The sequence below is a fragment of the Pseudomonas sp. BN414 genome, assembly GCF_029871275.1.
Taxonomy (GTDB): Bacteria; Pseudomonadota; Gammaproteobacteria; order Pseudomonadales; family Pseudomonadaceae; genus Metapseudomonas; species Metapseudomonas resinovorans_C.
Genome location: NZ_SSOL01000074.1, coordinates 56708 through 69956, shown reverse-complemented (window position 1 = coordinate 69956; position 13249 = coordinate 56708). Strand labels below are relative to the sequence as shown.

Sequence of the window (13249 nt, the reverse complement as noted above, 5' to 3'; positions counted from 1 at the left end):
GGGATGTGGCGAGTCTGCGGCGTGAGGCTGTATAAGGAAAACGAATCATGCTGATCTCTCATTAGGAAAACTGATTTGTTCGACTACAAATTGCTGGCCGCCCTGGCGGCCGTGGTGGAGCAGGGTGGTTTCGAGCGTGCGGCCCAGTTGTTGGGACTGTCGCAGTCCGCCGTGTCGCAGCGGATCAAACTGCTGGAAGCGCGGGTCGGCCAGCCGGTGCTGGTGCGTGCCACGCCGCCGGCGCCGACCGAAGTGGGCACGCGCCTGCTCAACCATGTGCAGCAGGTGCGTTTGCTGGAGCGCGATCTGCAACGACAGGTGCCGGCGCTCGAGCAGGGCGACATGCCGGAGCGCCTGCGCATCGCCCTCAACGCCGACAGCCTGGCGACCTGGTGGGCCGCCGCCGTGGGGGATTTCTGCGCTGAGCAGCGGGTGCTGATGGAGTTGGTGATGGAAGACCAGGAAGTCGGTCTCAAGCGCATGCGTGCCGGTGAGGTGGCGGCCTGTGTCTGCGCCGCGGAACGTCCGGTGGCCGGCGCCCGCAGCCTGCCGCTCGGCGCCATGCGCTACCGCGCCCTGGCCAGCCCGGCATTCATCGAGCGGCATTTCCCCAAGGGCGTTACGCCCCGGGCATTGGCCCGCTCGCCGGCCATCGTGTTCGGCCCGGATGACTTGCTGCAGCACCGTTACCTGGCAGCGCTGGGAGTCGAGGGGGGCTTCGTCCATCACCTCTGCCCCTCATCGGAAGGCTTCGTGCGCCTGGCCGAGGGCGGTCTCGGCTGGGGGCTGGTGCCGGAGCAGCAGGTTGGGGCGCAACTGGCGCGGGGCGAGTTGCAGGAGCTGATTCCTGACCAGCCCATCGACGTACCGCTCTATTGGCACCACTGGCGCCATGGTGGCGAACTGCTCGGCCTGCTCACCGATCACCTGGCCGCAGCTGCCAGCCGCTGGCTGGTGCCTTTGCCGCGTTGACGGCACAGCGGGAACGATGGCCGGGGATAGCGTTCAGAGTCGTTCTATTGGCTCGCGACGCCACACCTGGCAGACGCCAGGGCTGCTAGAGTCGCGGGCATCACGACGTATGGCAGGGGACCATAGATGAAGATTCTGGTGACAGGGGCGAGTGGCTTCATCGGTGGGCGTTTCGCCCGTTTCGCGCTTGAGCAGGGGCTCGATGTGCGGGTGAACGGGCGCCGGCCGGAGGGCGTGGAGCATCTGGTCAAGCGCGGTGCCGAATTCGTCCAGGGCGACCTGTCGGACACTGACCTGGCACTGCGCCTGTGCGACGACGTCGATGCCGTGGTGCATTGCGCCGGCGCGGTCGGCGTCTGGGGCAAGTACGAGCACTTCCACCAGGCCAACGTCCAGGTCACTGAAAATGTGGTCGAAGCCTGCCTGAAGCAGCGGGTGAAGCGCCTGGTGCACCTGTCCTCGCCCTCGATCTACTTCGATGGCCGCTCCCATGTTGGCATCCGGGAAGAACAGGTGCCCAAGCGTTTTTCCGATCATTACGGCGCCACCAAGTACCTGGCCGAGCAGAAGGTGTTCGCCGCCGAAGAATTCGGCCTCGAAGTGATCGCCTTCCGTCCGCGTTTCGTCACGGGTGCCGGGGATACCAGCATCTTTCCGCGACTCATCGCCATGCAGCGCAAGGGCCGCCTGAAGATCATCGGCAACGGCCTGAACAAGGTCGACTTCACCAGCGTGCAGAACCTCAACGACGCCCTGCTCAGCGGCCTTCTGGCCGCCGGCCCGGCGCTCGGGCAGGTCTACAACATCAGCAATGGCCAGCCGGTGCCGATCTGGGACGTCATCAACTATGTGCTGCGCAAGCTGGGTGTCCCCCAGGTGACCCGGCATGTTCCCTATGGCCTGGCCTACAGCGCCGCGCTCGTGAACGAGTCGGTCTGCCGGATTCTGCCGGGGCGGCCGGAGCCATCGTTGTATCGCCTGGCCGTGGCGGTGATGGCCAAGGACTTCTCCCTGGATATCAGCCGCGCGCGGCAGAACCTGGACTACGACCCGCGGGTGAGCGTCTGGACCGCGCTGGATGAATTCTGTGCCTGGTGGGGCGCCCAGCAGCCTTAACCACGCAACGGACCGGCGTACTGGGTGTACTTGCGCACCAGTTCTTCCTCGCTGAGCACCGGCGGCTTGAGGCGAATGCCGGTCAGGATACTGAGGTGTTCGCCCAGCTCGCGGGTGGCGTCGCGCTGGGATTCGGCGCAGGCGTTGAGCATGGACAGGATGGCGTCGGGCTGGCTGAGGCGGATATCCACAGCCTGTTCGTCACGAAGCTGGCGCCGCAGGGTCTGCATGCAATCCAGCACAGCCTTGGTCAATTCCACTCCTTCTTCCCCCATGGTCGAAGTGTGCTCCTGCGCTTCATGGCGAAGAGCGGGAGCCTGGCGGAGCCGTCGGCTCCGGATGGCGATTTCCTGGCATGGCCCCGTGCCGGGGCTGGCTACTGGCTAGCAAGCCCCGTACCAGGCTGGAAAGCCCGGAACTGCTGGGCCCTGGCGTGGTCAATCGAATGTCGCCGCCCCTGCGCAGTGCACCCCGCACCGCCGTGGCGCGACGCTGAAGACCGCCGTTGGAACCGGTATACTTCCGGCCATTCGCGGTTTTGTGTTTCTCTCCAAAGGTCCCCCAATGCGCAACGACGCTCTCGACGAAGTGGATGATGTCCCCAGCCTGACTACCGATGCCCGTGATCGCGACGAGTTCGGCCATCACCCGGTGACCGAGCCCGTGCATCGCCACAACAATGGTTATTCAACCGCCGCTCCCGTGAGCAAGGGCGCCAGCACTGGGCCGCTGTGGGCCCTGGTGGTCGCCCTGGTCGTCGCCCTCGCCGGCCTGGGCTGGTGGAGCTTCCAGCAGATCAGCCTGATGGAGCAGCAACTGGTGGCGACCCAGGAAAGCTTCGCCCGGATCAGCGAAGAGGCGGCCGGCCGCATTCAGGACATCACCGGCAAGGTGGTGGCGACCGAGTCCAGCGTGACCAGCGGCAGTGAGTCCACGAAGCTGCAGATCAAGCAGTTGCAGGCCAAGGTGATCGAGCTGGCCAAGCAACAGCAGGCCGCCAGCGCTCAGCTGGGCAGCCAGGGCAAGCGTGTGGATCAGCTCGCAGCGGATGTGAAGGCCGCCCAGGGCGCCGCGACCCAGGTGGGCAGCCAACTGGCCAGCAAACTCGACGGTCTGGCCAGCGAACAGGGCAAGCTCAAGGCCGCGCAGGGTGACATGGCCCAGTTCGACAGCCGCCTGAAGGGTTTGGGCAGTGATGTCGAGGCGCTCAAGAAGCAGGGCAACCCGAACCAGGCGATCAAGGGCCTGGAGCAGGATCTGCTGGTGCTGCGCAGCGAACTGGACAACCGCCCGGCTCCGTCCCAGGGCGCCAGCACTGCGGAGTTCGACGCCTTCCGCGCGCAGATGACGCGCAATATCAGCACCCTGCAAAGCCAGGTGCAGAATCTGCAGCAGCAGCTCAATACGCGCTGAGATTGCCTATGCAACGCAAGAGCCCCCGGACCGCGAGGTCCGGGGGCTCTGTCGTTCTGGCTTGCGTAGGAGCGAGCTTGCTCGCGAACAGTTCCAGCGGGGCGCCCATTCGCCAGCAAGCTGGCTCCTACCCCGGTGTGCGCTTCAGAGCCTGAAGACGTAATTCAGATAAAACCGCTCTGCATTGTGAGTGATGATCCCCGCCGGTCCACGTGACGTGGTGGTGCGCTCGATGCCGTCCGGTTGCCCCTTGGTATGAAATTCGTTGTGCAGCCACACCAGGCTCAAGCCTTTTAGAACCCCCGTGAAACCGTACTGCAGCACACTCTGGAATTCCCGGCGGGAGAATCCGTCGTAACCGGCTGCGTGATCAGAAAAGGCGTAGTGCATATCCAGTCGGAGTTGTGGAATGCCAACTGCGCTGAAGTCAGTGCCGCCCACAAGTTTGAACATTTCCTCATCTTCCACGCCGAAGAAATAGAACAATTTTGCACTGCTGTTCCAGGCGCCATGATCCTTGCTGAAGAATAACCGATCGAAGTCGTCCCCTCGCACTTTGTTGTAAGTCATGCCGGCGTAATAATTTGCCGTACGGTACTTCGCGGAAAGATCGATATAGCGCGCGTCGTGGGAGGTTTCCGCTTCATAGAGTCCGGGTACTCCCTGGTAATCGAACAGGTCGCCGGCATCCTGCTGCATACCGTGGGTGGCGTAGAGGTCGATAAAGCGGCCGGCACCCAGGTCGAAGCTATGTTCCAGCTTGACGGAGGCGGCTCGCAGATAGCGCTCGGACTCGGAATACTCGGCCAGCAGCCGGCTGCCGAACGGCATTTGATAGGCAAGGGCGAATAATTGGAGCTGGTCGATCTGCTCGCCGCGGAAGTTGCTCAGGTCGTCTCCCCAGCCATTCTCGTTGCGCGGACTGAACTGGTTCACCCGGCTGTAACGCAGGTTCAGGCCGCCGATGCGGTAATCCGCATCCAGGCCTGTGGTGCCGGCGGGAAGGATGCGGGTGGCGTCGTCGAAGTATTGGGCGTAGCGGCGCACCTTCTTGCCACCGCCCACCACCAGCTCGCCCGCGTCGCCCTGGAGGCGGCCGCGCAGGTAGGCCTCCAGGGGCTTGGCCAGGCCGTGGGGCGACTGCACCGAATGGTCGGGTTCGAGGTTGCTGATGCTGTTGGCCTCGTCGCCGATGCGCAGATCATCGGCCAGGCCGTAGCTGTAATCCACGCCCAGCACATCCCGGTACCAGCCGGAATTGAAACTGAACTGGGTTCCCTGGACCCATTCGTCGCGGGTGGGGCCGACACCATCGCCGTTGTTTTCCTTCCAATAGAACTGGCTGTAGCGAACTGTCGTGATGCTGTCGTTGATAAAACCGTCGGCACTTGCACTTCCTGCCAGTAAGAGTCCGGCAATCCCTGCCAGATACTCGCAGCGAACTCTGCACATCTCATCACCTTTATTCTTGTGTTATGACGAAAAGACCGGTTTTCGGGTCGTGGTCTATTGTCGATTCACGCGAATAAAGGGCAATTCAATTGGGTTCCGCGCTGTGGAATCACAATTCAAAACGCGAATGAGAAGAGTCCGCCGAAGTTGCCGGCGAATACTTTTCATCGAGTGGGTCAAGTGCACGCTCAGCCGAGATTGTGCTGCAACTGGCTGACGGTATTGGCGAGTTTTCCGAGATGGCGCTCCTGCACGCTTTCGACACTGTTGGTATCGCGTGGCCAGTGCAGGGCGATGCTGCCCACCAGACGTCCCTGGCTGAGTATCGGCAATGCCACGGCGCGGATCAGGAAGGGCAGGCGTATCGCGTATTCCCATGAGCCTTCGGTGCGCTCGCCGAAGCCCCGGTTGTGCGCCTGTTCGTGAGCCCGCAGCAGATCGTCGCCGCTGATTCGGTGGTGGTGCGCCAGGCGCTGGACCTCGGCACTGTCCAACTCGCCGAGGCACGCCTTGCCCATGGCCGAATGGAACAGGCTGGCGCGCAACCCGATCACCAGGCGATTGCCCGGGTATCGCTTGCGCAGCACTTCCGGAATGGAGCTTTCCATCACGTGCAGTTCGTCGCCGTCGAAGTACGACAGGTCGGCCACCAGCCCGGTGCTCTCGCTCAGCTCCAGCAGCAGCGGTGCGGCCTGCTCGACAAGGAGCCGGCTGAAGCGCTGGGTGGGGTTGCCGAACAGGCGGCGGGAGCACAGGCGATAGCGACGGTCGCACAGGCCACGATAGAGCCATCCCTGCTCCTGCAGGGTATGCAGCAGGCGCGACACAGTCGCCTTGGGCAGTCCCGTGAGGTAATGCAGCTCTTCCAGCCCCAGTTCCTGGTGCTCGCCCAATAGCTCGACGATTGCCAGCGCGCGCTCCACCGACCTCACCGTGCCGCCATCGTCTTTACCTTGCGTGTCCGCCACCTGCCGTGCCTCCCGGATGTGCGTTCCGAAAACGCTGCAAGATCGGGACCCGAAGGCGCCGGAGATGCCGTCCATTGGCTTATTCAGCCTCTTTGAGCAACGGCGGTGGGCAATTGCGCACCCATTGGGTGAGCTGCTCGTGGGCGTGGGCGAGTTGCAGCACCGCCAGGTCGGCCTGCGCCGGGCCCATGATCTGCAGGCCCATGGGCAGGCCGGCGGCGTTGAAACCGATCGGCACACTCATCGCCGGGATGCCCGCCAGGGTGGCGCCGATCACCACCTCCATCCAGCGGTGGTAGGTGTCCATTTCCTGGCCCGCTATGGCCTTGGGCCAGTGCAGCGTTGCATCGAAAGGAAACACCTGTGCACTCGGGAGCAGCAGGAAGTCGTAACGCTCGAAGAGTTTTTCCACCGCCCGGTACCAGTCGCTGCGGTCGACCGACGCCTGATACACGTCCGCGGCACTGAGGCCAAGGCTGCTTTCCACTTCCCACACGGCCTCGGGCTTGAGCAGTGCGCGCCGGGATGGATCGGCGTAGGCGGCGCCGAGGCTGCCGCCCACCAACCACTGTCGGTGCACGAGCCAGCAGCGCCATAGCCGGTCCATGTCGAACGCCGGCAAGCAGTCCTCGACCACGCAACCGAGGTCGCGGAAATCCGCCAGGGCGCCTTCACACAGGGCCAGTACGCCGGGTTCCATTGGCAGGCGACCGTTCAGATCGCCCAGCCAGCCGATACGCGCGCCGGCGACGTCCCGCTGCAGCGGCCCGATCAGGTCGGCCGTGCTGGAAAGGGCCAGTGGCGTAGCGCGATGAGGGCCGGCCTGGGTTCGCAGCAGCGCTGCCACATCGGCCACGCTGCGGCCCATGGGGCCTTCCGTTCCCAGCTGCTGGGCGAACAGCTCGGGCGTGGGCCCGAAGGGCACGCGCCCCTGGGACGGGCGCAGGCCGTAGACGTTGTTGAAGGCCGCTGGATTGCGCAGCGAACCCATCATGTCGCTGCCGTCGGCCACCGGCAGAAGGCGCAGGGCCAGGGCTGCCGCCGCGCCGCCGCTGCTGCCGCCGGCGCAAAGACTCGGGTCGTAGGCATTACCGGTCGTGCCGAAGACGCTGTTGTAGCTCTGCGAACCCAGCCCGAACTCCGGGACATTGCTCTTGCCGATGAAGACCGCCCCGGCGGCGCGCACCCGCGAAACGGCGATGGCGTCGTGCTGGGCGACAAGTCCTGCGAACAGTGGCGAGCCCATGCTGGTCGGCAGGCCGGCGCAGGCAGCGAGGTCCTTCACCGCCTGGGGCATGCCGTGCATCCAGCCCAGCCATTGTCCCCGGGCCAACTGGCGATCGCGCTCATCGGCTTCGGCCAGCAGCGCCTCGGCGGGACGCAGCGCAACCAGCGCATTGACCCTGGGATTGAAGCGGTCGATCTGTTCCAGGTAGGCCTGCATCACCTCACGGCAGGACACCTGACGCGAGCGGATGGCCTCCGACAGCGGCAGGGCGTCCAGCGCGACGATTTCCTGCTGCAGGGTGGCGTGGGGGAGGTTGGTTTCGAAACGGGTCATTCACAGGCTCCGGGCAGTGGCGAGCAGGTCGCGGCGTTGGCGGCGTTCCAGGGCGGCGGGCGCGCCTTCGCGCAGGTAACAGGTGGCAACGAGGCCGACGAATGAGGCGAAGAGCACGTAGTAGGCAGGAGCCACCGGGGTGCCGCCGACCTGGGTCAGCCAGGTGACAATGAACGGCGCGAAGCCGCCGAACAGCATGACGGCGACGTTGTACGCGAACGCCAGGCCGGTTGAGCGCACGCGGGTGGGGAACTGCTCGGCCACGGCGGTGGGCGCTGGGCCGTAGAACACGCCGATCATCGAGCAGAGCAGCAGTTGCATCACCAACAGACGTTCCAGGCTGGGGGCCTCCGCGACCCAGGAGAACAGCGGGTAGACCAGCAGGAAGAACGCCAGGGTACCGCCGAACAGTACCGGTCGCCGGCCGATGCGGTCCGACAGGGCACCGGACAGCGGGATGATGACGGTCATCAGCGCTACGGCCAGCATCTGCACCATGAACACCTGGTCCAGCGGCAGACCGAGTTGCTTGTGGGCGAAGGTGGGCATGTTCACCAGCACCACATAGAAGGCCACGGTGCCGCTGATGGTGCCGCCCATGGTCGCCAGCACCGCGCGACGATGTTCGCGCACCACGCGCAACAGGCTGAAGGATTCGCCCTTGTGTTCGTGCTGGGCATCGATGAAGGCTTCGGTTTCTTCCATGTGGCGACGCATCCACAGTCCCACCGGGCCGATCAGCAGGCCAAGGATGAACGGAACCCGCCAGCCCCAGCTGTCCAGCGCTTCAGGGGAGAGGCTGTGGGTCACCAGGGCGCCCATGCCCGCGCCGGCGAACACCGCCAGGCACTGGCCGAACAGTTGCCAGGCGCCATAGAGACCCCGGCGGTTGGCGGGCGCGCTTTCCACCAGGAAGGCCGTGGCGCTGGCGTACTCGCCGCCGGTGGCGAAGCCTTGCAGCATGCGCGCGATGACGATCAGCAGCGGTGCGCCGATGCCGATGGCGGCGTAGTCGGGGGCGAAGGCGATGAGGGCGATGGACAGGGTCATCAGCAGGATGATGAGTTGCATGGCAGCCTTGCGGCCCTTGCGATCGGCATACATGCCCAGCAGCACGCCGCCCACCGGCCGCATGAAGAAGCCCACGCCGAAGGTGGCCAGGGCCATCAGCAGCGAGGCGTATTCGCTGTTGGAGGGAAAGAACAGCCGGGCGATGATGCTGGACAGGAAGCCGTAGACGATGAAGTCGTACCACTCGAGCGCGTTGCCGATGACGGCGGCGGTCACCTGGCGGGCGCGCGAGGTTCCGCTGTGGGAAGCGTGCATGGGGAATCTCCGGAAACGGGTGTTGGGCTAGGCGGCAGTGGCAGAAGCCTGGGAAGGCGCGACGGAGTCCTGGAACCAGGTTTCCGTCAGCGCGGCCCAGTACGCGGCGCCGCGCACCAGGATTTCGTCGTTGAAGTCGTATCCGGGGTTGTGGACCATCGGCCGCCCGGCACCGCTGCCGTTGCCGATGAAGAGGTAGCTGCCGGGGCAGCGTTGGAGCATCCAGGCGAAGTCTTCGCTGCCCATCACGGTCGGGGCTTCCAGTACCTGGCCGGCACCCGCGAGCTCCATACCGATACGCCGGGCGAAGTCGGTTTCCGCCGCGCTGTTGATCAGCACCGGGTAGGCCGGACGATGTTCGATGCTGGCGCGGCAGCCGAGGCTTTCGGCCTGGCTGTGGATGATCGCGTTCACGCGCTCCAGGACCTGTTCGCGTACCTGGGCGTCCAGGGCGCGCAGGCTGAGGCGCAGCAGCGCTTTCTGTGGAATCACGTTGGCCGCCTCGCCGGCCTGCAGGGCGCCGACGGTGACCACCGCCGCCTGTTGCGGATCAACGTTGCGGCCGACCACGGTCTGCAGCGCCATCACAGTGCTGGAAGCGGCCACCAGTGGGTCGACGGAAAGGTGCGGCATGGAGCCGTGGCCACCGACGCCTTCGATCACCACTTCCAACAGGTCCTGGGAGGCCATCAGCGGACCTGCGTGGAAGCACAGGTGGCCGGCTTCCAGGCCCGGCATGTTGTGCATGCCGAACAGCGCTTCGCAGGGGAAGCGTTCCAGCAGGCCGTCTTCGAGCATGGCTTCGGCGCCACCCTGGCCTTCCTCGGCAGGCTGGAAGATCAGGTTGAGGGTGCCCTGGAAATTGCGGGTCGCGGCCAGGTAGCGCGCAGCGCCCAGCAGCATGACCGTGTGCCCGTCGTGGCCGCAGGCATGCATGCGACCCGCGTGGCAGCTGCTGTACGCGAGGCCGGTGTTCTCGACGATGGGCAGGGCATCCATGTCGGCGCGCAGGCCGAGGGTGCGGCGAGAATCGCCATTGCGCAGCACGCCGACCACGCCGGTGCGGCCGATGCCGCTGTGCACCTCGTAGCCCCACTCCGTCAGCAGGCGGGCGACCAGGGCTGAGGTGCGCTGCTCTTCGAAGCCGAGTTCGGGGTGGGCGTGGATGTCCTGGCGCAGTGCCTTCAGGTCGGCGTCGATGTCGTCGAGCCAGGCCTGGATATGGGCGTAACGGGTCATTGTTGTTGTTCTCCTCGTTGGGGCGGCAACCGCCTTTCGCGGCTGGCCTTCAGCTAACCGCGAGGAGGAAAGGAGAACAATCGAAGGTGGTTCCACAGGGTGGAACAGGGGAAGAGCAGTGTTGGGCTTCGCTCCGCTCAGCCGCAACCTACGGGGACGTCGGGGCGTTCCGTAGGTTGGTCTGAGTCCACGAAGGCCAACGCGTCAGAGCGTGCTGTTTGCCTCGGGCATGAGCCGGCAACCCTGGTGCGGGCTGACCCACGCGGCGGTGCTGCTGCGTCCGAGGCCGCTGGCGGTCACGCGCTTGTGCTCGGCGTCGTCGAGGAAACCGCTGGTAGGCACGTATTGCTTCACATAGCCCTGGCAGTAATCGGCGTCGTTGCCCATCACGTAGCGACAGGAGCAGTACTCCTTGGCGGTGTAGGCGCTGATGATGTCAGGGAAGGCCGCCAGGTGCTGGCGATTCTGCCAGGCCAGGGCGGCCAGCAGGATGAGCGCGAGCACCAGCAGGCTGAGAACGGGGCGACGGGCGATCACGGCTGCACCTCCGGGGCGAATGCGGCCAGGGCCAGCTTGAGGAAGTCGTTGTGGTGGTAGCTGCCGTCGCGATCATCGGCGTAGCGCACGATCACCAGTTTCTGGCTGGGCAGCACGTACAGTGCCTGACCCCAGTGGCCGAGGGCGGCGAAGGCATCTTCCGGGGCGTCCGGCCAGGGTTTGGCGCTGCCCTCGATCTGGGCGTTGAGCCACCAGTGGCCGCCGGGTACGGCCTCTCCGGGCTTGGCCGGGTCGGGGCGATAGTGGGCGAAGGGCTTGCGGTTGAAGGCGACCCAGTCCGTCGGCAGGAGCTGGCGCTCGCCCCAGCGACCGCCGCGCTGCATCAGCAGGCCAACGCGGGCCAGGTCGCGGGCCGTCAGGTAGCTGTAGGAGGAACCAACGTAGGTTCCGGCCGCGTCGGTTTCCCAGACGGCCGAGCGAATGCCCAGGGGCTCGAACAGCGCCGTCCACGGGTACTCCGCATAGGCCTTCTCGCCGACCATGCCGCGCAGCGTGGCCGACAGTACGTTGGTGTCGCCGCTGGAGTAGCGGAAGCGCTTGCCGGGCACCGCATCCAGCGGGTGTGCAGCGGCGAACGCAGCCATATCGCCGCGGCCACGGGTATAGAGCATGGCGACCACCGAGGACTTCAGCGGGGCGTACTCGTAGTCCTCCTGCCAGGCGAGCCCGGAGGCCCAGTGCAGCAGATGGTCGAGCTGGACATTGGAGTGACCGGCGAACGCCGGGTAGTAACGCGAAACCGGCTCGTCCAGCTTGAAGCGACCCTCGCCATAGGCGACGCCGAGGACGGAGGCCAGCAGGCTCTTGCTCACCGACCAGGTGAGGTGCGGGGTGTCTGCGCGGGTGGGGCCGGCGTAGTGCTCGTAGATGAGCTCGCCATCGCGGATCACCACCACGGCATCGGTGCGCACGCCCTTGCGGCCGGCATCATCGCGCTGCGGGAAGGCATAGGACTCGAGGGCCTGCACGGCGGCGGTGCTGGGCGCCGGGGCTTGCTGCCAGTCGGCGGCGGGCCAGGATTCAGCCTGGGCCAGGCCGGCCAGCAAGCCGAGCGCCATGGTCAGCGGTCGTAGAACGGGGATGGGCATTGTTCGGCCTCTTCTGGTTTCGAAGGGCGAACCTAGCACGGCCTTTGTGACGGTAAAAAGCGCCGAACGCGCCGGCTGCTGTGGCTATTCGGCGCGATAAGTCAGTTCAGCGCGGCAACCGGTAGTCGTCCGGGCCGAGCAGGTCGAGGCCGCATTCCAGGTTCTCGATCCAGTAGAGGAAGGCGCTGATCATTTCCTGGCCAACGAAGGGACGGCCGTGCTGCGGGACGATCATCTCCACGTCCATGCCGCGCACCATGTCAGCCCAGAGTCGGCAGACCTTGTTGCTGGCCATGTAGCGGCGGTGGAAGCCTTCCATGTTCGGCACGTGGTTGACGAAATCGCGCACCGGCGTGGCGTCGTCCACCAGGGACGCCCCCATGTCGCCGGAGAAGAGGATGCGGCTGACCGGATCATAGAGCTGGAAGTTGCCCACCGAATGGAGGAAGTGCGCCGGCACGGCCTTGAGCTGGCAGCGGCCCAGGTTGATGGACTGGCCGCGATCGGGCAGGGCGATGATGCGGTCGTAGGTGGAAATGCCGTGGCTGATGGCCAGGTAGTTGGCGGTCAGGTGGGGCAGGAAGCGCGCCCAGAGCTTGGAGCAGATCACCCGTGCGCGGGTATGCAGCAGCCATTTGTCGAGGGACGCGATGATGTCCGGGTCCTGGTGGGACGCGAAGATGTAGGTCAGGTCCTGCACCGGCATGTGCTTGGACAGCTCCAGTGACAGCGGGGTGTAGGTCAGGTCGCCGCCCGGGTCCAGCAGCAGGTACTGCTCGTGGTCGGTGATCAGGAACTGGTTGGACTGCACGCCGTCGCCGCTGACCAGGTCGTCGAACATCAGGCATTGGTGGGAGCCGTTGTCGAACAGCACGATGGGTTCGCGACGCATGTAAACCTCGATAGGAAAAGCGACGCGCAGATGTAAGGCATTTCTGAAGGACGAGTGCTGACTTGAGTCAATTCAGACTGGCAGGCCGTGCTTTTTGTGGGGGGCGATTTCAAGCGCGAATGAATGCGCCGCTGGCTTTTGTAGGTTGGGCTGAGCTATGCGAAGCCCACCTCGAGAGGTCCGCGCGGCTGCTCGTTGGGCTTCGCTGCGCTCTGCCACAACCTACGGGAAATCAGGCCATGCCAAGCGCCGGCAGCTTCAATCGCGAATTGGCTTTTGTAGGTTGGGCTGAGCTGTGCGAAGCCCAACTCGAAAGGTCCGCGCGGTTGCTTGTTGGGCTTCGCTGCGCTCTGCCACAACCTACGGGAATCAGGCCATGCCAAGGGCCGGCAGCTTCAATCGCGAACTGGCTTTTGTAGGTTGGTCTGAGCTACGCGAAGCCCAACACGAAAGGTCCGCGTGGTTGCTTGTTGGGCTTCGCTGCGCTCTGCCACAACCTACGGAAATCAGGCCATGCCAAGCGCCGGCAGCTTCAATCGTGAACTGGCTTTTGTAGGTTGGTCTGAGCTACGCGAAGCCCAACTCGAAAGGTCCGCGCGGCTGCTTGTTGGGCTTCGCTGCGCTCTGCCACAACCTACGGGAATCAGGCCATGCCAAGGGCCGG

12 protein-coding genes are annotated in these 13249 nt (G+C 65.1%); 3 read left to right on the top strand and 9 right to left on the bottom strand.

All coding sequences use genetic code 11. From position 1 onward, the window contains the following. Positions 1-75: 75 nt before the first annotated feature. Together E8E95_RS21720 and E8E95_RS21715 are read left to right on the top strand one after the other, a co-directional pair. The gene (locus E8E95_RS21720) at positions 76-972 is read left to right on the top strand and encodes a LysR family transcriptional regulator ArgP (protein ID WP_280353804.1); all 897 of its coding nucleotides are present in this window, start codon (positions 76-78) and stop codon (positions 970-972) included. 126 nt (positions 973-1098) lie between these two features. Then, complete coding sequence (locus E8E95_RS21715; protein WP_280353802.1) at positions 1099-2088, top strand: NAD-dependent epimerase/dehydratase family protein; 990 nt, start codon at positions 1099-1101, stop codon at positions 2086-2088. On the opposite strand, the gene E8E95_RS21710 is transcribed toward E8E95_RS21715, so the two are convergent. Next, complete coding sequence (locus tag E8E95_RS21710) at positions 2085-2363, bottom strand: hypothetical protein (RefSeq protein WP_218649326.1); 279 nt, start codon at positions 2361-2363, stop codon at positions 2085-2087. The two genes, E8E95_RS21715 and E8E95_RS21710, sit on opposite strands and share 4 nt — an antisense overlap. A 289-nt stretch (positions 2364-2652) precedes the next feature. On the opposite strand from E8E95_RS21710, the gene E8E95_RS21705 reads away from it, so the two are divergent. Further along, a complete protein-coding gene (locus tag E8E95_RS21705; RefSeq protein WP_280353799.1) occupies positions 2653-3501 on the top strand; it encodes an ATPase in 849 nt (282 codons plus the stop codon). Between the two features lie 144 nt (positions 3502-3645). On the opposite strand, the gene E8E95_RS21700 is transcribed toward E8E95_RS21705, so the two are convergent. The 8 genes from E8E95_RS21700 to E8E95_RS21665 all read right to left on the bottom strand — a co-directional run bounded on the left by E8E95_RS21700 (position 3646) and on the right by E8E95_RS21665 (position 12585). Next, complete coding sequence (locus E8E95_RS21700) at positions 3646-4953, bottom strand: OprD family outer membrane porin (protein ID WP_280353797.1); 1308 nt, start codon at positions 4951-4953, stop codon at positions 3646-3648. Between the two features lie 188 nt (positions 4954-5141). Next, positions 5142-5921, bottom strand: coding sequence for an IclR family transcriptional regulator (locus E8E95_RS21695; protein ID WP_280353795.1), 780 nt, complete (start codon positions 5919-5921; stop codon positions 5142-5144). 79 nt (positions 5922-6000) lie between these two features. Beyond that, on the bottom strand, positions 6001-7482 hold the full coding sequence (locus E8E95_RS21690) for an amidase (RefSeq protein ID WP_280353794.1): 1482 nt from the start codon (positions 7480-7482) through the stop codon (positions 6001-6003). Continuing rightward, positions 7483-8808, bottom strand: coding sequence for a citrate-proton symporter (locus E8E95_RS21685; RefSeq protein ID WP_280353792.1), 1326 nt, complete (start codon positions 8806-8808; stop codon positions 7483-7485). A gap of 27 nt (positions 8809-8835) precedes the next feature. After that, on the bottom strand, positions 8836-10047 hold the full coding sequence (locus E8E95_RS21680; RefSeq protein ID WP_280353790.1) for a M20 aminoacylase family protein: 1212 nt from the start codon (positions 10045-10047) through the stop codon (positions 8836-8838). 204 nt (positions 10048-10251) lie between these two features. Beyond that, the gene (locus E8E95_RS21675) at positions 10252-10584 is read right to left on the bottom strand and encodes an amidase (RefSeq protein WP_179060404.1); all 333 of its coding nucleotides are present in this window, start codon (positions 10582-10584) and stop codon (positions 10252-10254) included. Then, entirely contained in the window at positions 10581-11693 is a 1113-nt protein-coding gene (locus E8E95_RS21670) for a serine hydrolase (RefSeq protein WP_280353787.1), read from the bottom strand. Before E8E95_RS21670 ends, E8E95_RS21675 begins: the two co-directional genes overlap by 4 nt. A 106-nt stretch (positions 11694-11799) precedes the next feature. Further along, positions 11800-12585: an MBL fold metallo-hydrolase gene (locus tag E8E95_RS21665; protein ID WP_280353786.1), complete on the bottom strand. Its 786-nt coding sequence runs from the start codon at positions 12583-12585 to the stop codon at positions 11800-11802. Positions 12586-13249 lie beyond the last annotated feature (664 nt).